This is a genomic window from Bacillus cereus group sp. BfR-BA-01522 (assembly GCF_022662635.1).
In the GTDB taxonomy this organism is placed as follows: domain Bacteria; phylum Bacillota; class Bacilli; order Bacillales; family Bacillaceae_G; genus Bacillus_A; species Bacillus_A cytotoxicus.
In genome coordinates this window covers 128,717-148,414 of sequence record NZ_JAKUDY010000008.1, presented here as the reverse complement: position 1 = coordinate 148,414, position 19,698 = coordinate 128,717, and the positions used below count along the sequence as shown (strand labels likewise).

Below are 19,698 nucleotides of genomic sequence, written 5' to 3'. Positions count from 1 at the left end.
CTTCTTATTCTTTTATTACAATCCATTTTTCGGTTCGATTATTTGGTTTCGGAGAAGTACCGATAATTAAGGGAATAGCATCTAATTGCTTACGACGAAAACCTGCCGTAAAAAAATAAGAAGAAGATACAGGAGTATCCTGTTCTTTAATGGAGGCAAGTACTTTTAGCGTGTTTTGTAACTGCTTTCTGCTATTTCCTAATTTAATGTGTAGCAATCCATTGTGACTTACGGTATTTATCCACAATTCATAAGAACAATCTTGTACTAAAAGTTGTTTGCACATACCGGCTGTTATTTCTATAAGTTCCTCTGTATCCTTTCTTATTGACACTCCGTTCTTATTTATTAAATTTAAATAGAGTGCATATTTATCAGATTGTGTTCGTTCGTATTTCTTTGCAGTTATGATTCCTGTTTTTGCCGTTGCACTCCAATGTATCGAGCGGAAATCTTCATTTTCATAATTTTTTATCCCTATTACATTCGTTTCATCGTACAATGGTGAAGATAGAGATTTTCGAAATCCACGCGACCACTCTTTTAATTCTGGTACTTGGATATTAGGTACAGCAGGAAAAATCAAATAAGCAGGTGTATCAATTTGACTATACGTTAGATGGCTCATAATGAGACCAAATGGATCAGAAATTACTATTTCAACTTCTTCCCATTTCCCGATTCCCCTTTTCAAGGCTATGGCTTGAATGTCAAATGTTCTTATCTCCTCTCCCTTCATATTGAATTTCATATAGTAATTTGAACCTGTACTTTGATTTTTGTTTAGTGCGTCATGGTTCCAACTTAGTCTATTATCGCATTTAAATCGAAATACTATATTAAATATAGGTAATATAGTATTGTTTGAAATTTTAATTGAACAAATATTTTTTTCTCCTATAAAAGTATTTGGACTACCTTGAACATATTCCCAATGCACATGAGATATTTTACGTACATAAACATGGACAAACAGAATTAAAAATATATATAAGAATACAAACGATAAAATCAATAGATTGCTTGAAAATATACATAACACTAGGGCAGCTACTGATACAACTCCTATCATAAGTGGCTCAGCTAATGGAGTGTAAATAAGTGTCCGTTTCATTGCGTATTCTCCACCGGAACATGAAGACGATCGAGAATTTCATTTATAAGTTCCTCTTTTGTAGTTTTCATTTCACCTTCAATAGTTAAGGTTAATCGATGAGCACATACCGGTCTTACAAGTGCCTGTAAATCATCAGGAGTACAAAAATCTCTTTCTTTTAATAATGCACGAGCCTGAGCAGCTCTCATTAATGCTAGGGTACCCCGTGGACTGACACCAATTTCGATGAGTTCGTGTTTACGTGTCGCCTCAATAATTTCAAGAAGATACTCTTGAACGTCATCCCCCATTAAAACTTCTCTTGCTTGTTGCTGTAAAGCTAAGATTTCTTCGCTTGAAATGACGGAATGTAGGTTTTCTAAAGGATCATTTCTTTGGAATCGCTGCATCATCTCTTTCTCAGCCTCTCTAGTAGGATACCCTTGACGTATAGTTAATAAAAAACGATCTAATTGGGCATCTGGTAAAGGGAATGTCCCTGCTGATTCAAGTGGATTTTGCGTTGCAATAACTAAAAAAGGTCCAGGTAAAGTGTATGTGCTTTTGGCTATAGTAACTGTACGTTCTTCCATAACTTCCAATAATGAAGATTGAGTTCTAGGTACAGCGCGATTTATTTCATCGACCAATACTATATTTGCAAATATAGGCCCTAATCTCGTTTTAAATTCTGATTCTTTGACATTAAAATATTCTAACCCAATCACATCACCTGGTAAGGTATCGGCAGTAAATTGGATTCTTTGAAATTCGGCATCAATACTTTTAGCTAAACTTTTAGCTAAAGATGTTTTCCCAGTTCCAGGAACGTCTTCTAATAAAATATGTCCCTTTGCTATAAGAGCAATGGCCGCTAATTCAATCGACTCGTTTTTACCTATAATTACCCTTGAAATATTGTTGACTATTTTTTGTAATGTACTCATAAAATGCCCACCTATCTATCATCCTATTTTTTGTTTTGCTAAATCTTCCCAAGTTTGTAATTTTAGAGTATCGGTTATGTACCCACGACTGTTAACTATAATGGCTTGCGGGGCGGATCTTATGTTATATAACTGAAAAATATCAGGAGATACCGAGAAAGATAAATTATGGTTTTTGAATTTTGAAATGTAACTATCATCTAATTCTTTATTACTAATAAAGAAAATTTTGATATATTCAAAATTGTAGGTAGAACTAATTGAATCGACAAATCTTTTGCAAGTTGGACATCCTGATGAAATAAAAATTAGTAGTGTATTACTATTGGAATTTGGCCCAACTCTTAATTCTTGCTTGAATTGGTCTTTTAACTTAAATGGTGGTGCAGCCTGTCCAATCTGTAGTTCCGTTCTAAATTTTACATAAGATGAAGTGGCAATTACCCCAGCGAAAAATTTGATTTGGTTTGTAAATTTAAACAATAACAATCCTTGAAATACTACTAAAATTGATAAAAGTATTAAAGCCATTAAGGTTATTGAATTGTTCATCGTATCCCCCCTTATTTATCATTAGTTGACTCAATTACCTCTATAAAGTCGTTCAAGCTTTTAATGATGTAAAGCATAAATCCCGCTTCAGCTATAACAACAATCCATAAAATAATAAAACCCACAATTAAAAATGTATCCATATATTATTCCCCCTTTGTTATTATGTTTCTAATATTGAGTTTGAAACTATATATGATTTTTATAGTTAAATATATAATGATTGTCAAAATTAAATAGGAATGAAGAAATAGAAATTGGTTATTAAAAGGGAAACTAAATACTTTATAATCAAAATTCAACCAAAGTATAAAAATGCTAATTATCATTATTACATTTCGGAATACCAACTTCTTTGATATTTTCCCATTGCCAACAACTCCCCCACAACCACAATCGATATTTGTCCTACCCCTAAATAGATTAATTGTTATCGCTATTGTATACATTAGCATTAATAACATCGCGAATATTAGGTTAATTTTAAGTAGCAATCCAATCAACAAACAGAGTCCAATTACCAATTCTACTAGGCTATCAAACCATGCAAATAATCTATTTGTGGATTCGGGTACTATATTATAGGAATGTACAATAGCGTAGTGTTGTTCAAATCTTAATAATTTATATAAACTAGATGTAATGAAAATATATCCAAAAATAAAACAAGTCATATTAATAATTAGGTTCATAAATTTGCTCCTTTACTGTATCTTCTTTAGGGTCTATATACTTCTCTTTTTGTGAACTATATAGATTGAAATATTCACCGTGTAGATTCAATAATTCATTGTGTGTACCCATTTCGACTATGCCCCCGTCCTTCATCACTATAATTCGGTCAGCTAAATGGCATGCATACATTCTATGAGAAATAAAGATTGTGATTTTTTCGTTTGATATTTCTTTGAATTTTTCAAATAGATTTGCTTCGGTATTAGGATCTAGTGCAGATGTAGGTTCATCTAAAATCAGTATCGGTGCTGTTTTAATCAATGCTCTTGCAATAGCTATTCTTTGCCATTGTCCGCCCGATAAATCTGTACTATTGCCAAAGAGCCTTCCCAATTGAGTATTATAACTGTTTGGTAGTTTCGATATTAAACTATGTGATTCTGCAATTTTAGAAGAAGAAATTATGGTGTCTTCGGAAAACTCACAGGAACCTATTGAAATATTTTCTTTAGCAGTTAATTCATATTTAACAAAGTCCTGAAATATAACAGCTATATTGTTATATAAACTTTTCTTTTCTATTCTATTTTTATCTATTTCATCAAAAAAAATCGTGTTATTTGGAACTTCAAAACTTCCGATTAAGCATTTAATAAGGGTTGATTTCCCAGATCCATTTTCTCCTACGATCACTAGCTTCTCGTTCGGATGAATATCAAAATTAATATTTTTTATTACCTTTTTTTCTGTTCCAGGGTATGAAAAAGATAAATTTTTAACCTGTATTCCTTTCTGTAGTGTTTTTGGAAACATCTGTAATTCATTTGCAATACTAATTTCTTGTTCGTCCTCGTAGCCTAGTAACTCGTACAAATCGGTTATAAACAAATTTTGTTTATATATCTCCGCAAGCAAGGTTGCTATGGTATTTATTGAGTTTTGTGCAATTTGTACCGCACTATTTATTGAGACAAAATCTCCAATTTTTATTGATTTTCTAAAAATAAAAAATAGCAACAAAATTACTGTACCCATACTAATTATGTGATTAATAGAATTAAACAAGATTAATTTATTTTGTTGCCTGTTAACTTGCATTAAGATATCATTATTATTTGCTTTTAGTGATTTAGACCATTTTTGAATTAAAAATTCATATGTTTGATTTAAACGTAATTCTCGATTCGCTTGACGATTTACTAATAATGAAAAGATATAATTTTGTTCTCGTGCTTTTGGTGTCTGGAATTTCATCAAAAAGTAATTTTGTTCTCCAAATTTCTTTTGCATAATAAACAGCGGGATTGCTGAAATTATGCTTAAAAAAAGAAACAACCAATGAAATTGTGCCAAAAATAAAAGGGTGGATACTAAGGTAATACTATTTTTTGTGATTTCTATAATTTTCAATATAGGATCTAAAAATTTATTCCCTATATCCCCCTGAACTCTTTGAAGATGATCATAAAACTTATTATCTTCAAAATATTGATACTTTACCTTTAACACTTTATTTGCAATTATTTTTTTTATTTTATAGTCTATTTGTTGCTCCAATTTTATATTTATCGTTATCTTATACTTATCTAAAAAAGTAGAGGTTAAATTAATTAAAAGCTGTAGAATCAAATAGATAATCACATTGGAGATTACTTTATCATTAGAAGTAAATAATTGTTGAATCGAATTCAGTAATTTTTGAGTAATAATTAAAGTAAATAATGGTAAAATCCCTTGGAATATATTTATTAATAGAATACAGATTAGTTCTAATCTAGCTGTAGACCACACTAGTTTACTAGAATTTAATAGATATTCAATCCGCATAGTCCACCTCATTTTTCTGAAAATTTTTAAAAAACTAAAAATATTTTTTCATTCCAAATTATAACATGTTATAATTTGGAATGAAAGGGGGGAGAATGATATGTTATTAGGCGCAATATTATGTGACTGTAGTAGATATTCTTGTAGTCCAGATACATATTGTGGTACAGGTGGTAACCCACATCCATATGTAGGGACAGGGACAAGGTATGTTTGGGACTGTAAATCTGGAGCTGACTGTGGCTCGAATCAGACCGGTTCTAGATGTAATTGTAACCGTTAAAGCCAAAACAATGGATTAGTTTATAAACTAATCCATTGTTTTATGTTGACTTATTGGGGGAATATAAATGTTTTACTTTGTAATGTTTATTCTAACATTAGTGATATTTATATTTACAAATCTATCACTTAAAAAATTGCATTCTAAACTACATACAATAAAATCTGCAAAGCAAAATACTATGGCTTCTAATAGTCTACCTATCAATTCAATTGCTCCAAGCTTTAGTTTAGAAACCCTAACGGGAAATATAGTGACATTAGAAGAGTTACGGGATAAACCCGTTATACTCTTAATTGCTGCTGATACTTGTGATGCTTGTTCACTAGACATTATTGAATTTAGAGAAGAAGCCAGAAAGTACGGGGATAATTATAATTTTGTCTTGATTGTTGCAACCTCTGATCCTACTATGTTAAATAACATGGACTTTGTAGAAGAAACAAAGTTGCAAGTATTATTAGCCACAATGAATTTTATGAAAGACTATAAAATCTCCATGATTCCTACATTTTTATTTCTTGATGAAAGAGGTGCTGTTTTAGGCTCTCCTTACATAGTAAATCAATTTGATAGATATTATAAACTTCTCGGTAATTCTACAATAACTGCATAATTTCCCACACATTGTTTTAAGAATGTTACATAAAAACTGAATAAAATATAATTAATCAAAACAGGTTACAAGTAAAGATATACTTCCTTACTTATAACCTGTTTTCTGTACCTTTTGGAATGAATATTTATTACAGTCTTACGATATAAACATACGTTTTTTTAAAATGCTATTTCTCTACATATATTCTTTTATTCTATATAATAAAAAGAAGAACATCTCTGTAATATTATAGTTAAAAAAGGAGGAACGGTACAGGTGGAACTTGATGTGGCATTATAACATTTAGGAGGATCTGATATGTACTCATTCAAAGAGGCACAAGCTATGGATTACCTATTAAAGAAGTTACATTATAATGGGTTATTAGAAAAAATAACAGGGAATACAAGCGAATTAAAATTGGTGATAGTATTTAATAATCAATATATATCAGGGGATTTTATTAAGTTTCAAGAAGGTTCCATTGAACAATATGAAGTCGATGGTTCACATGATTATGAAAAAGTTAAATATAATAACAAGGAATTTTCTGCCTACCATAAATTATGGTCATCGTTTTGTGAAAAGTACATAGCAGGTGGATATGAATGTAAACTAATGGGTAAAAGTTTACTTTGGAGCTTATAATAGAAATCCAACATATAATGGCCATGAGCATTTACAACATAGTTTTAGTCAGGGCAATAAGAAAAACCACAGCAATTGTTGTGGTTTTTCTTATTGATGAAACTGAAAGTAAACTTCTATTCAAAAGTTTATTTTCGTATTTTGTTTAATTTACAATTAATTTTGTAATAAATCTCCCTGTATAGATATAACGGTTATTTATGCCCTACTAGAAGATAAAAAGGTATAACATTATATAAAATGGAAGTGATATCGTGGTACGTAGTAATTATTAAATTAAAGGGGGAGAAATAAGGATGGATACTAATAAATCAAATGGCTAAAAGTTTACTTTCAAATATTGTATTATTAATGGCTAAGTAGTTTAGAGTTTCTTGTCCTATGTTCAAAAAGTTTAGACTTACATGTCCCGTTATTGAGACATGAAAGTACCTACAAAATTTATGATAATGGCTATTTATTAACGATTGTTCATGAGATTTTAGTTTAGACTTTTATGTCTTTCTACAAATATATAGATTTCATAATGTGATATAGAGTATTTTAGTAATTACGAACGAAATAAAGTTTATAGATGATGAGGAGGAAGTTTTGTTTAAAAAATGCTTATTTATATTTTTGTTTATAATAATTTCGATAGGAGGCTATATAGCGTATAATCATTATTTTTATCATGATAAGAGTTCGAAAGTTAGTAGAGAGAGTCAAAAGATTATAAGTATTATTTCTAACGCTACCGATGAAATTGCAAAAGGTGTTCCTGTTCGGAGTGAACGAGGAACAATTTCTAGAAAAGATCATGCATTCATTTTAAGTTTTTTTCGAAATTATGAAAAATTGTTATCGGATGAGATTGATCCTAAAAAACATGGATATACAGAGTCTGAGCAACAGTTGGTCAGGTATACAATAAAACTTTTTACAACATATAATATAATGAACCAGCAGTTTATTCTTGGGGATATGTCGTTTGCTTCTACAATTATGAAAAATCTCTATGAAGACTTAGATAAGGCTCCTATGTATTTATATCTTGAATCTCAAGGTGAGCTGAAAAAGGAACAAAAGAAACAAGAGGAGCAGATCACATCAGTTGAAAAGGGGCAGAAGAAAGAAAACTTCTCAGAAAATAAATATAAAATAGAGGAGTCTACTAAGGAACAAGTGTCAGAAGATGAAATTCGAGATTTTATGGAGAAATATGCAGATGCTGGTATGAAAGCAATTAGGGAAAATGACTTCTCGTACATAAAGAGTTTTTTAGATCCAAAAGGAAAAGCGTACCGAGAAAGTCAAAAATATATTAAATATATAAATGATAAAAATATCTCAGAGACGTTGCTAACCTATCAAGTGAATAGTATTAAATTAATTAATAAAGCAGAATATGTCGTAACTGCTTATGAAGAATATGGAATTACATATGGTGATGGGACAACTAAAATTAAAAGCTTTAACAATACGTATAAAATCAAAGTATTAGAAAATGGAAGGTTGGCAATGAATGAGCTTTTGACGAAACATTAATGGAAGGTAGAGTATATAAAAGGGAAACTATATTCATAACAAATTCGAATTTGTTAGATTTATGACGAAATAAAAATAGTAAGTACGTCAGCTTCTAAATTCCAAATAAATACAAAACAAGGAGTGCAGAACGTGTTAGAAATCGCTTTTCGTGAAGGGAAGCTGGAACCATTTGAATTAAGCGTAATGGGAAAAGATATATCTGCAGTGAAAAAAAGAATTTGGAGCACCTGATGTTTGGCAAGAGGCAGGATGTACAGAATGTGATGCTCCTAATACTGCCGTGCATGGAGGTTATAATCTTAATATGTTTCCGTCAAAAGTTCGAACAGTTTGGATAGCACCTTATATTTCGGTAAGAGAGTTAAAAGAATGGTTTGGTGAACCAGATGATACTGATAGCGGCATAGAATATGAATAACGAGGCACTCGTTTATAATCGCGAAGGTTATTCGATTTATTGTAGCTTTTCTGATACTCTTGTTGAACGTATTGCTGTTTATAAGCATGAATAAAGAAGAAGCCATAACCTTATCTATTTTATAAGTTTCTAAAGGATAGAAGAAATCCCCCAAGAACACTCTATTCTTAGGGGATTTCTATGTAATTTACTTTGGACTTTTTAATAGTAAATACATAAAGTAAGGAGCACCAATTAAAGCAACAACGATACCGGCAGGAATCCCGCTAGGTTCGACGATATGGCGACCGATTGTATCAGCTAATGACAGAAGCCATCCTCCAATTAAAATGGCTACGGGGACAAACATTTGATGTCTAGGCCCTACTAATGATTTTGCAATATGCGGAGCCATAAGACCGATAAAGGCAATGCCTCCTGTAACTGAAACGGCAGCGGCAGCCAATGCCACAGCTGCTAGGAGAAGAGAGCGGCGTTCTTTTTCGAGTTCGATTCCAACGCCAATTGCGACGGGTTCGTTTAAGGCTAAGATATTGAGACGATTTGCTTTATATAAGATGAATGGGATCAGTATAGCTAGCCATGGAAGAATTGCTAAGACGAAGACCCAATCATCTCCCCATATGTTTCCGGCAATCCACTTTGCAATAAAGTCTACCTTTACACGCTCAGCAGATGAAATAATGACGATCATTGTTCCTGAGAGCGCAAATGAAAATCCAATCCCTGTTAATGTTAAGTGAATCGGCTGAAGACCAGTCGTTTTTCTATAAGAAAAAATATAAATAAGACAAGCTGTCAAAAAAGCCCCGATAAATCCAACAACTGGAAGTAAGTAGATAAAAGAACCTGCATCGATAGGAAAATATAAAAAGAAAATCGCAATTGCAACGCCTGCACCCGAGTTAATCCCAATAATTCCTGGTTCCGCTAAATCATTTCGGGTAATTCCTTGTAGTATAGCTCCAGATAGAGAAAGTGCCATTCCGGCTAATAACGTAATCGTAATTCTAGGTAACCGAAGGGAGAATAGAACAAATTCCTCTTTAAAGGTTCCTTTTCCAAACAATGTTGGAAGTAGTCTATCATAGGAAAGAGAAGCTGCTCCAAGTCCCATACTAATTGTAATCGTCGTGATAATAAGAATGAGTAAGGCAAGTATAATAAGGCGTTGCTTTCTTAGCATAGGTTGAATCATGAGAATGTTTGGCCTCCTTTACGTACAATGAACAAGAAGAATGGCAGCCCAACAATAGCAACAATGGCAACAAGTGGCGTTTCATATGGAGCATTCATTGTACGACCAATTGTATCTGCAAGTAGCATAAAAGAAGCCCCGGCAAGTGCGGACATCGGAATGACAAATCGATAGTCCGGTCCAACGAGTGGGCGTACCATATGAGGTACCATAAGACCGATGAATGCCATATTGCCAACGAGTGCAACGGAAGCCCCGGCAAGTAAAATGATGATAATAAACAGGATTATTTTAATTACAATAATTTTTTGGCCGAGTCCAATTGCGACTTCCTCACTTAGACTGAGGACTGTTAACTTTTTTGAAAATAAGATGGCAATAAGTACGTTGATTGAAATGACGGGAATAATGAGCTGCAATTGACCCCACGTTGTTCCAATTACGCCTCCAGCTGTCCACATTGATACGTCTTGAGAAATCTTAAAATAAATTCCAATCCCTTCTGAAACTGCAATTAAAAATGCGGACACTGCTGCACCAGCAAGTACGATTCGAAACGGAGAAAGTCCGCCCTGTTTCATCATTCCGATTCCAAAAACCATAATGGCACCGATTGCTGCTCCGATAAAACAAGCAATCATGATATAAAAATAGTTTGCAGAAGGAATAAATGCGATTGTAATGGCAAGAGCTGCATTAGCACCACCTGTTAGTCCAAGGAGACCTGGATCAGCAAGGGGATTTCGAGTTAACCCTTGCATAATGGCGCCTGAAACCGCGAGTCCAGCCCCGACAAAAATAGCAGCAACTTCACGTGGTAAACGTATTTCGCGAATAATAGATATTTTATCTCCTTTAGCGGAGGAAGTAAGAGCTAACCAGACATCTTTTATCGTTGTATCTGCAGCACCGAATACCATTGAAGCCATAAAAATAAGAAGAAAGACAATGATTCCTAATATAAATTTGTATATAAAGGAGGTGGAACGTAGAGTGTTTTTTGTCATCAGTTTCACATCTTTTCTTTTCATAGAATAAAGGAAGAGGAATTCTTATTGTAAGAATTCCTCATTGTTGTATTATTGACCCAGAAAACTTTTTTTGAAGAAATCTAATTGGAAATCTAATGTCAGTGGATCATTAAAGTAGAATTCCATCATATTGACTTCATATGCTCTATTGTTTTTTACAGCTGGAATGTTTTTATAGGATTCTGTTTCTTGGAATGAATTATCAGCATCTTTATTTTTACTTACGATTAAGTAATCTCCAGCATACTCAGGAAGAACCTCAGTAGATAAAGCGTAATAGCCTGGTTTTAATGCTTTTTCTTTTACTTTTTCAGGCATTTTTAGTTTCATTTCTTGGTATAGAATTTCTGTTCCACGGCCCCAGTTCTCGCCGTACACATAAATTTGTTTATTGAAGTTTTCGATAACAGAAACGGTTGCGTCTTCTCCGATTTTTGCTTTAATTTCTTTACCAGCTGCTTGAGCACGTTTTTTGAAATCATCAACCCAAGCTTTTGCTTCCTTTTCTTTATTTAATAATTTACCAATTTCAATATGTTGTGTTAAGTAATCAACTTTTCCATAAGTATATGTTACAGTAGGAGCGATTTTCTTTAACTTATCAACATTTTTAATATTTGATAAACCAATGATTAAATCAGGATTTAGTTCAGCAATTTTTTCAATATTTTCATCTGATACTTCAGCAACATCTTTAAGTTTGCTATCAAAACGTGGGTTTTGTTTAGACCATGAATCTACCCCGACAAGATTTACGCCTAATGACATTACGTTACCAGCGAATGATGACAAAACAACAACGCGTTTCGGATTTGCAGGAACTTCAACCTTACCATTTTCAGATTGGTATGTAATTGTTTCAGACTTTCTTTCTTTTGCTTCGTTCTTCTTATTTGATGAGCTGTTGCTACAAGCGCTCATAATTAGAACGAATAAAACTGTTAATGAAATAAATAATTTCTTCATGTTATATTCTCCTTATGAAAATTTCAGTGATATATGTTAGTACGAAATAAAGAATGGCTAAAATAATTTCAAAATTAACAATTCTTTACATATTGATAATGATTATCAATATTGATTCTGTAAATAATATAATTTCATCTCCTTACCTTGTCAATAGTAATTTTGATTGTAAATCTAATAGAAACAAGTTATATTTTATTGAGAATGATAATCATTTGATTATAACTGAGGAGTGAATACGAATGAATAAAGAAGAATTATTTGATGTAACTGTAATTGGTGGGGGACCTGCAGGGCTTTATTCAGCGTTTTATAGTGGATTACGAGAAATGAAAACAAAAATAATTGAATTTCAGCCACATTTAGGCGGGAAAATACATGTTTACCCTGAAAAAATGATTTGGGATATTGGAGGATTGCCACCAATTACAGGGGCAAAATTAATTGAACAACTTGTAGAACAAGGATTAACATTCCAGCCGGAAGTAGTCTTAAATGAGAAAGTAGAATCGATTACTCGCGACGAATATGGAACGTTTCTATTAACAACTTCTTCTGGGCAACAACATTTTTCGAAGACTGTTATTATAGCGACAGGAAGCGGAATATTGAAACCACAAAAATTAGCAATTGAAGGTGCTGAAAGATTTGAAGTATCAAATTTAAATTATACAGTAAAATCTTTGAAGCATTTTAAGGATAAAACAGTTATTGTTTCAGGTGGAGGGAACTCAGCGATTGATTGGGCAAATGAACTGGAACCGCTTGCGAAAAAGGTATATGTAACATATAGGAAAGAGGCGTTATCTGGCCATGAAGCACAGATTACACAATTGCTGAACAGCTCGGTTACTTGCTTGCTCAATACATCTATTACAAAACTAATTGCAGGAGAAAATCATGAAGCAATTGAACGTGTGGAATTGACGAATCATGAAACCGGAGAAATTTCCTATTTATCAATTGATGAAGTGATCATCAATCACGGTTATGAACGTGATATGACATTATTAGAGAATAGCGAATTGAACATTGAAATGATTGATAATTATTTCATTGCGGGAAATGCAAACAGTGAATCTTCTATACCGGGTCTATATGCTGCTGGAGACATTTTAAAACATGATGGGAAGTTGCACTTAATCGCAGGGGCATTCCATGATGCCGGTAATGCTGTTAATAAAGCGAAACAGTTTATCCAGCCAGATGCAAGTGAATATGGAATGGTCTCCTCACATAATGATGTGTTTAAAAAACGCAATCGAGAATTAATGAAGCAAATGATAGAATAAATGGCTTTATGAGTAAGGAAAGACAGCGGATAGGAAATTATTTACAATTTTGTTTTTGAAGAAAAGTAAAGATTTTTAGTGTATCATGGAAAGTATGAGCAATAATAATAATCTAGAAAAATATAAAACACCCAACTACGAACCCACTTTTACACAGAAAGGGGAAGTAATTTGGGTGTTTTCCTATTTGCTAGCATAACTATGACACCGGTTTCATAAATTCACGTCGTATAATGCTATTTGAAAAAGACAAGAAGACGTGTAACTTGTGAATCTTTCTAGTGTATATATAGTTTGAGCTTATGTTTGCTTGAAAATACGAAATCATGCAGTCCCTTGTGCTTGTTGATCAGGGAATTTCCAGTTTTGTACAGATGAAATATATTGTTTTCCATGCTTTCTAGCTATAGATTCTAATATGTGACGAACACGTTTAGTTAAGTGACCTTGTTTTTGTAATGCTTCGCAATATGCATCATAGAAGGCATATTTAGCCCAAAGAAAATCACTTTGTTGGAATAAGAAATGGTTTTTATACCAATCTCCAATGGTTTGATATGTCTTATTTTTATCAGTCATTTTTGCTTGTTCCATAATTCGTTTCGGTAAAGTTTTAGATAGATAAGAACTTGTCTGTTCTGTTTCGGCGCGTAATGATTGCTCTAACATAGTAATGATGTGACGAGTAGCCATATGTTAACTCTCCTTTGTATCAATGGGTAATACCATCTATATTTGTAAAAAAGCTTACTTATATTATTATACAGTATATGGAATGCATCTACCTGCTTTTTACTACGCATTTACTAAATCTTTTTAAATTATTTACAAAAGTATCCTATAATAAAGTAAGATAAATGATATATATGAAAAATAAATAAAGGAATGAAAAAAATGTATATAACAATAGAAGAGGCTGCTGAATATTTAAACCTTCCGAAGTCATATATTGAAGAATTAGTTCGGCAAAAGCGTGTCCGTGCTGTATATGATGGGGAACAGTACTTGTTAAATAAAGAGCAGTTTAATACACATTTAGAGCAAATGGAAAAATATAAACAATTAATCGAAGAAATATTAAACGAACCAATTCCTGAAGATATGGATGTGAAAGACGAAGATTAAAATGAATAGTAAATGCTATTTAAAATTCTGTTTGAAGGTATGAAAACAGAATTTTTTTTGAAATGATGAGCATGATTCATGTTGATTTACTGCCTGGATTCGTTAACGAAAACCGAGGGAGTCTAGCATCTCAAAATAGCATAGTGTGGTTGCGGTGTTTTACCCTGTTCAGTGAGAACGGGAACCATTTTATATACAGACGGTCTGTTGTATAATCAAATAAAGTGGATGTAGTGTAATAATAAAGAGGTTATTTAAAGGGAAGCGATTGTTCTGAAAGCAATTTCATCATTATAATGTAAAGGGTTAGTAAATATAATGAGGTTTGGGGACAAATTAAGAGGAGTATTTACTATGAACAAATTGAAAAGCTTGATTCAAGAGGAAAAAGAAGCTTTAAAAGTATTTTTATTATTATTCTATATTATATTCTTTTTATATGACATTATATATTATTTTGTATATCCTACAATGAATATAAATGAGACGAAGGTAGGATGGCCTGAAGGTGGGCTAGGAATTGGCGTACATATCTTTGTTATTTTATTATTTCCTATTTCTGTATATTTACAAAGGCGTGGACATACATATTTTATAAAGTATTTATTTCTAATCGGGTATATGGCTGTAGACTTTATTAATAACTTAATGATTTATTTGAAAACAGATCGGGGATTTGACAACGGAAATATGGTTGAAATATTTTTCGTTTTATTCGCGCCAGTATTTGTGAATAAAAGATATTTTTATTTAGTTTCTGCACTCGTAATTGGAAAATATACATTTTTTTGTTTGTTTTTACAAGATGGGAAAGTTATTATTCCGCTCGTTTTATGTATTTTTTTCTGTTTGATTTCACATTCTTTACTAAAAAGATTTCAATCGTATGTTAGAACTGTATTAGAAATCTTGAGTCGAGTGAAGCAGACAGAAAATTTAGCTTTAATCGGAACGATGTCTACAACAATTGCACATGAAATCCGCAATCCTTTAACAGCTTTAAAAGGTTTTACTCAAATTCAAAAAGAGCGGAATCCAGATTAAGCAATAAGTTACGAGATTATGTTAAAGGAAATTGAACGAATTAACGAATTTGTGAATGAGTTAATGCTATTAGGAAAGCCGAAATCAAAAGAATATACGTGCTGTAATATACAAGACATTTTAATATATGTTGTTCGATTAATGGAAAGTTATGCAGACCAATATCATGTGAAGATTCATATGCAATTAAATAGTGAATTACCAAAGGTCAATGGAGATGAAAAACAACTAAAACAAGTACTGTTGAATATTGTTAAAAATGGGATTGAGTCCATGAAGGAGGGCGGGAATCTTAAAATTTCTGCTCAGGAAAACATGAAAGGTAAGTTATCCCTGTTTATTGAGGATCAGGGGTGCGGGATAAATGAGGAAGAAATGAAAAAGCTCGGTAAAGCATTTTATACAACAAAAGAAAATGGAACGGGTCTTGGATTAATCATTACACATAAGATTATTCAGGAGCATCAAGGAAGTATGAATATAAAGAGTAGCATTGGTGCAGGTACAAAGGTAGAACTAACGTTACCAACAGTATAAAAAGCATTTATATTGTGCTTTATGAATTGTTTCTAGAAATTGTATGATAATTTTATAGATGACATAGCAGATATCTTTAGGACAAGAGCACTTTTCTGAAAAGTGCTCTTGTTGTGTAAATATAAACATTTTATAAAATGTATTAGGGTACTTTTTTTTATAAAATACTTCGTTTATAATGAAGGAAAATATCGACATGGGCTTTATATTTCTGTAATAGTTTCTTGGTTTGTTAAGGGATGCGCACGCATCTTTTTTCTATGCAGATTGGATGAAAGAGGTGGTATGATGGAATTAACATTAAATTCGACTGTATGCTTACACACAATTCAATTTCGAAAAGAGCAAAAGAATTATATTGTAAAGGATACAATTACAGGAGAAAAATATGAAATGCCGCCACTTTGTATCGATGCACTTGCAATGATGCGTGACGGATTTTTATTAGGAGAAATTGAAGAGAAATTAAAGGAAGAATATCCAAATGAAGAAGTAAACATTCTTGCATTTACGAGGCAACTGTTAGAACTAGAACTAATTGAAATGGTGGATGGAGAAAAAATTGCTTGTACAAAAAAGAAGGATCGAGATTATTTAGCTTGGATTCGTCCGAGAATTGAACAGATTGTTATGAATTTAAATAGAAAATATCGAAGCAAAGGTCAAAGGTGACCTTTGCTTTTTTAGTAGTATGAGAAAATAAAGCGATAAAGAGCCACTTTTCTTTTCTGTCTAATTTATCCACAATAGGCGAGAATACTCCCACCTCAAGGAATGTGAAGGGCGTAGCCCAATGAGTAGGTGGGAGATGAATCGCCTTCGGATAGGGGATTTGTGCCACGTTAACGATCTGACACACGTAAACCTTTGCGGATAAGTTCATAAACTGCACCCGCAAAACTTGAGATATAGTTTTCCTTTTGATACTTTTCGATTTCTGCTACTAAATCAGCAGGGAACTTAATTAATTTTGAAATACGTTTCATGTTTTTCACTACCCTTTCAGTATATACTCGACATATTCTATATATTAAATATATAATTAGTGTATACCGAGAAGGAGGTAGAAATCAATGTTGGTCAAAAAGGCATATAAATTCCGTATCTACCCGAATAAAGAACAAGAAATACTGATTGCGAAAACAATCGGATGTTCTCGGTTTGTATTCAATCACTTTTTAGAGAAGTGGAATAACGTATACAAAGAGACAGGCAAAGGATTAACATATAATTCTTGTTCAGATAAACTCACATAGTTGAAAAAGGAATTAGTATGGCTAAAAGAAGTTGATAGCATTGCCCTTCTTCAATCATCACTGAAAAACCTTGCTGATTCGTATACTCGATTCTTCAAGAAACAAAACAAAGCACCACGTTTCAAGTCTAAAAAGAATAAAGTGCAATCCTACACAACAAAGCATGTGAATGGAAATATTGCCATTGTAGACAACAAAATCAAGTTACCTAAACTTGGATTTGTTAGGTTTGCGAAAAGTCGTGAAGTAGAAGGACGTATTCTTCATGCTACAATGAGAAGAAATCCAAGTGGTAAGTATTTTGTATCCATTCTTGCTGAAACAAACGTTCAAGGACTTCCTAAAGCTGGGTTGTCTGTTGGTGTGGATGTGGGTCTGAAAGATTTTGCGATTCTTTCAACGGGAGAAGTATTTAGCAATCCTAAATGGTTTCGCAAACTGGAAGAAAAATTAGCGAAAGCACCGTCACTATTTTTAATTTTTAAAGGTGCTGCTGAAAAGAAGAAACGTTTTGTTTCAATTTCATCTAGGTTGGTTAAGTTTTCAATTAAATAAATATCATTCCCGAGTAAAATATGATGAATAGGTGAAGTTTTTGTCGTTACTTCGTCAGGAGAAATAAAGTCTAGACCAACAGATTTTACCTTTAATTTTACCAATTCTTCGGCGAGTTCTTCTGAAAGATAAAAAGCCTCTTTTTCATATGCTTCTGTGTTCCATTTATTTGAAAGATTCGAACGGAAGATGACAATATCGCCTTCTTTTACTCCAGCATGATGAAGAACCTCTTTTGGTAATTTTCGTTCTTTTCTATTTGTTACGTCAATAAGAATCGCTTCTCCTACAAAATGATCTAGTGGCAATTGATCAATTGTTGTTGCGCCAGAAATAAAATGAGCAGGTGCATCACAGTGTGTCCCAACATGAACAACCGAGTGGAAATCTGTAACTTGAAATCCTGCTTCTTCCACACTTGTAATAGCTTCCAAATGAATGGCTGGAGTGCCTGGGAATTGAGACATATTGTTTTCGAACGTTTGAGATAAATCAATTATTTTCATTGTGATACCTCCAATCGTTTTTTATAAATTGAAAAACTGAAAGAGTCCCATTCTTTATAGATGAGGAAGTAAGTATTCAACCGCACATAGAGGTTTGAAAATCAAGTTAGATAGAGAAAAAGCCCATCTTTCAAATCAAGAAAGATGGGCTTTACATATTTATATGTAAATATATTTTATCTTCCAAAATGCTTTGCATTTTGCAGGATTTAGCACCTGTTCAGTTTTTTGTAACTGAGGTTGCCGGGCTTCAAAGGGCCAGTCCCTCCGCCTCTCTTGATAAGAAGTATATTTAGTTATGGAGTCTGAAAATTTCGTTATTTAAATTGTAAGGTATTTCTTTTTTTATTGCAAGAATAAAAATAGGTATTCACCCAATAGAAAAGGATTGCATATTGTAACTTATGTAAATAAATTGCTCCAAAGGAGTGAGTGTAGTGACAGGGAAAGTGTTAAATTATTATGCTGGAGGAAACACTGCTCGAGGATTTCATAATTTATTTGACGAATGTTTAACGGGGTTAGATCGATTGTTTATATTAAAGGGGGGCCCAGGTACAGGGAAATCATCATTGATGAAAAGTATAGGGCGTGAATGGAATGAAAAAGGGTATGATATTGAACTCTTACATTGCTCTTCAGATAATAAATCAATTGATGGTGTCATTATTCCAAAATTAAAAGTAGGTATTGTAGATGGAACAGCGCCGCATGTTATCGAGCCGAAGATGCCTGGTGTTGTGGAGGAATATGTGAATTTAGGAACGGCCTGGGATGCGGAAGAGTTAAAGAAACATAAGAAAGAAATTGCGCGGTATATTTCAGAAGCAAGCGGAGCGTTTCAATCTGCGTATAGTTGCTTTCAAGAAGCTTTAGAGATACATGATGTTTGGGAAGAGATTTATATTGATAACATTGATTTCGAAAAAGCAAATGAATTAACAGATCAGCTTATTCAAAAATTATTTGCTCATCATACAGGAGAAAAAGCAGTTGTGAAACATCGTTTTTTAGGAGCAGCAACCCCAAAAGGAGCAGTGGATTTTGTACCAAATTTAACAGAGGATATCCCGCATCGCTATTTTATAAAAGGACGCCCAGGGTCTGGAAAATCGACAATGCTAAAAAAAATAGCAGCTGCAGCAGAAGAAAAAAGATTCGAAGTTGAAGTGTATCATTGTGGATTTGATCCAAATAGTCTGGATATGATAATTGTAAGAGAATTAGGGTTTGCGATATTCGATAGTACAGCGCCTCACGAATATTTTCCGAGTCGAGAGGGTGATGAAGTAATCGATATGTATGAACTCATTATTACGCCGGGTACAGATGAAAAATATGCGAAGGAAATTCGTGAAGTATCAATACGATATAAGTCAAAAATGAATGAGGCAATATCCTTTTTAGCAAAAGAAAAAGCAGTTCGAGATAAATTGGAGCGAATTTATATAAAGGCGATGGATTTTTCAAAAGTTGATGCATATAAAGATGAAATACAAAGGGAAATTGAAAAAATTGAACAAGTGATTGTTCAGAAGTAAGATTGGCTTGTTAGGCTGTCAGGGGCTTCCTGACAGCTAGTTATGTCTTGTCGAATTTCCAGGGAAATGATCA

General features: G+C 32.9%; 21 protein-coding genes, 2 pseudogenes and 1 riboswitch. Of the genes and pseudogenes, 11 read left to right on the top strand and 12 right to left on the bottom strand.

Annotated elements, in window-relative coordinates; all coding sequences use genetic code 11:
• Positions 1 to 4 precede the first annotated feature (4 nt).
• Genes MR059_RS13635 through MR059_RS13620 form a run of 6 tightly spaced genes read right to left on the bottom strand, consistent with a single transcriptional unit; the run spans position 5 to position 5,097 of the window.
• Positions 5 to 1,114 (bottom strand): DUF58 domain-containing protein, encoded by a 1,110-nt coding sequence (locus MR059_RS13635; RefSeq protein WP_011983439.1) that lies wholly within the window; start codon positions 1,112 to 1,114, stop codon positions 5 to 7.
• Positions 1,111 to 2,043, bottom strand: coding sequence for an AAA family ATPase (locus tag MR059_RS13630; protein WP_011983440.1), 933 nt, complete (start codon positions 2,041 to 2,043; stop codon positions 1,111 to 1,113). Before MR059_RS13630 ends, MR059_RS13635 begins: the two co-directional genes overlap by 4 nt.
• A gap of 18 nt (positions 2,044 to 2,061) precedes the next feature.
• A complete protein-coding gene (locus tag MR059_RS13625; protein WP_011983441.1) occupies positions 2,062 to 2,595 on the bottom strand; it encodes a TlpA family protein disulfide reductase in 534 nt (177 codons plus the stop codon).
• Between the two features lie 11 nt (positions 2,596 to 2,606).
• Positions 2,607 to 2,738 (bottom strand): hypothetical protein, encoded by a 132-nt coding sequence (locus MR059_RS21835; RefSeq protein WP_002052178.1) that lies wholly within the window; start codon positions 2,736 to 2,738, stop codon positions 2,607 to 2,609.
• A gap of 3 nt (positions 2,739 to 2,741) precedes the next feature.
• Complete coding sequence (locus MR059_RS22295) at positions 2,742 to 3,269, bottom strand: MauE/DoxX family redox-associated membrane protein (protein WP_225986721.1); 528 nt, start codon at positions 3,267 to 3,269, stop codon at positions 2,742 to 2,744.
• 1 nt (position 3,270) lies between these two features.
• Positions 3,271 to 5,097: an ABC transporter ATP-binding protein gene (locus MR059_RS13620; protein ID WP_011983443.1), complete on the bottom strand. Its 1,827-nt coding sequence runs from the start codon at positions 5,095 to 5,097 to the stop codon at positions 3,271 to 3,273.
• 100 nt (positions 5,098 to 5,197) lie between these two features.
• Here MR059_RS13620 and MR059_RS13615 point away from each other — a divergent pair, with 100 nt between their 5' ends.
• From MR059_RS13615 to MR059_RS13600, 4 genes are all read left to right on the top strand, one after another.
• Entirely contained in the window at positions 5,198 to 5,380 is a 183-nt protein-coding gene (locus MR059_RS13615) for a hypothetical protein (protein WP_142288750.1), read from the top strand.
• Positions 5,381 to 5,447: 67 nt separating this feature from the next.
• On the top strand, positions 5,448 to 5,996 hold the full coding sequence (locus MR059_RS13610) for a peroxiredoxin family protein (protein WP_011983444.1): 549 nt from the start codon (positions 5,448 to 5,450) through the stop codon (positions 5,994 to 5,996).
• A 300-nt stretch (positions 5,997 to 6,296) separates the two neighbouring features.
• The gene (locus MR059_RS13605) at positions 6,297 to 6,626 is read left to right on the top strand and encodes a hypothetical protein (RefSeq protein WP_011983445.1); all 330 of its coding nucleotides are present in this window, start codon (positions 6,297 to 6,299) and stop codon (positions 6,624 to 6,626) included.
• A gap of 591 nt (positions 6,627 to 7,217) precedes the next feature.
• Positions 7,218 to 8,153 carry a TcaA NTF2-like domain-containing protein gene (locus tag MR059_RS13600; protein WP_011983446.1) on the top strand — a complete coding sequence of 312 codons (936 nt, stop codon included), beginning with the start codon at positions 7,218 to 7,220 and terminating at the stop codon, positions 8,151 to 8,153.
• 608 nt (positions 8,154 to 8,761) lie between these two features.
• On the opposite strand, the gene MR059_RS13595 is transcribed toward MR059_RS13600, so the two are convergent.
• The 3 genes from MR059_RS13595 to MR059_RS13585 are packed head-to-tail and all read right to left on the bottom strand — an operon-like array spanning position 8,762 to position 11,769.
• Positions 8,762 to 9,772 (bottom strand): FecCD family ABC transporter permease, encoded by a 1,011-nt coding sequence (locus tag MR059_RS13595; RefSeq protein ID WP_011983447.1) that lies wholly within the window; start codon positions 9,770 to 9,772, stop codon positions 8,762 to 8,764.
• Complete coding sequence (locus tag MR059_RS13590) at positions 9,769 to 10,803, bottom strand: FecCD family ABC transporter permease (protein WP_041809394.1); 1,035 nt, start codon at positions 10,801 to 10,803, stop codon at positions 9,769 to 9,771. Before MR059_RS13590 ends, MR059_RS13595 begins: the two co-directional genes overlap by 4 nt.
• A gap of 48 nt (positions 10,804 to 10,851) precedes the next feature.
• Positions 10,852 to 11,769 carry an iron-hydroxamate ABC transporter substrate-binding protein gene (locus MR059_RS13585; RefSeq protein ID WP_011983449.1) on the bottom strand — a complete coding sequence of 306 codons (918 nt, stop codon included), beginning with the start codon at positions 11,767 to 11,769 and terminating at the stop codon, positions 10,852 to 10,854.
• A 242-nt stretch (positions 11,770 to 12,011) separates the two neighbouring features.
• Here MR059_RS13585 and MR059_RS13580 point away from each other — a divergent pair, with 242 nt between their 5' ends.
• Positions 12,012 to 13,061 (top strand): NAD(P)/FAD-dependent oxidoreductase, encoded by a 1,050-nt coding sequence (locus MR059_RS13580; protein WP_011983450.1) that lies wholly within the window; start codon positions 12,012 to 12,014, stop codon positions 13,059 to 13,061.
• A 324-nt stretch (positions 13,062 to 13,385) separates the two neighbouring features.
• On the opposite strand, the gene MR059_RS13575 is transcribed toward MR059_RS13580, so the two are convergent.
• Entirely contained in the window at positions 13,386 to 13,754 is a 369-nt protein-coding gene (locus MR059_RS13575) for a hypothetical protein (protein WP_011983451.1), read from the bottom strand.
• Between the two features lie 201 nt (positions 13,755 to 13,955).
• On the opposite strand from MR059_RS13575, the gene MR059_RS13570 reads away from it, so the two are divergent.
• The 3 genes and pseudogenes from MR059_RS13570 to MR059_RS13560 all read left to right on the top strand — a co-directional run bounded on the left by MR059_RS13570 (position 13,956) and on the right by MR059_RS13560 (position 16,439).
• Positions 13,956 to 14,186 (top strand): helix-turn-helix domain-containing protein, encoded by a 231-nt coding sequence (locus MR059_RS13570; protein ID WP_011983452.1) that lies wholly within the window; start codon positions 13,956 to 13,958, stop codon positions 14,184 to 14,186.
• 354 nt (positions 14,187 to 14,540) lie between these two features.
• Positions 14,541 to 15,767 (top strand): annotated as a pseudogene (locus MR059_RS13565) (ATP-binding protein).
• Positions 15,768 to 16,052: 285 nt separating this feature from the next.
• Entirely contained in the window at positions 16,053 to 16,439 is a 387-nt protein-coding gene (locus tag MR059_RS13560) for a hypothetical protein (RefSeq protein ID WP_081428342.1), read from the top strand.
• A 170-nt stretch (positions 16,440 to 16,609) separates the two neighbouring features.
• Here the strand turns inward: MR059_RS13560 and MR059_RS13555 are convergent, their stop codons facing one another.
• Positions 16,610 to 16,753 carry a hypothetical protein gene (locus MR059_RS13555; RefSeq protein ID WP_164468619.1) on the bottom strand — a complete coding sequence of 48 codons (144 nt, stop codon included), beginning with the start codon at positions 16,751 to 16,753 and terminating at the stop codon, positions 16,610 to 16,612.
• An 87-nt stretch (positions 16,754 to 16,840) separates the two neighbouring features.
• Here MR059_RS13555 and MR059_RS13550 point away from each other — a divergent pair, with 87 nt between their 5' ends.
• Positions 16,841 to 17,023: a helix-turn-helix domain-containing protein gene (locus tag MR059_RS13550; RefSeq protein ID WP_237701314.1), complete on the top strand. Its 183-nt coding sequence runs from the start codon at positions 16,841 to 16,843 to the stop codon at positions 17,021 to 17,023.
• Positions 17,024 to 17,425 (top strand): annotated as a pseudogene (locus tag MR059_RS13545) (IS200/IS605 family element RNA-guided endonuclease TnpB); the annotation flags it as partial. It lies immediately after the preceding gene.
• Here MR059_RS13545 and MR059_RS13540 read toward each other — a convergent pair.
• A complete protein-coding gene (locus tag MR059_RS13540) occupies positions 17,353 to 18,084 on the bottom strand; it encodes a cyclase family protein (RefSeq protein ID WP_237701315.1) in 732 nt (243 codons plus the stop codon). The pseudogene MR059_RS13545 and the gene MR059_RS13540 overlap by 73 nt on opposite strands.
• Before the next feature lie 173 nt (positions 18,085 to 18,257).
• Positions 18,258 to 18,370: riboswitch (SAM riboswitch) on the bottom strand.
• A gap of 151 nt (positions 18,371 to 18,521) precedes the next feature.
• Between MR059_RS13540 and MR059_RS13535 the strand changes: the two genes are divergently transcribed.
• Positions 18,522 to 19,625, top strand: coding sequence for a PRK06851 family protein (locus MR059_RS13535; protein WP_011983454.1), 1,104 nt, complete (start codon positions 18,522 to 18,524; stop codon positions 19,623 to 19,625).
• Positions 19,626 to 19,698 lie beyond the last annotated feature (73 nt).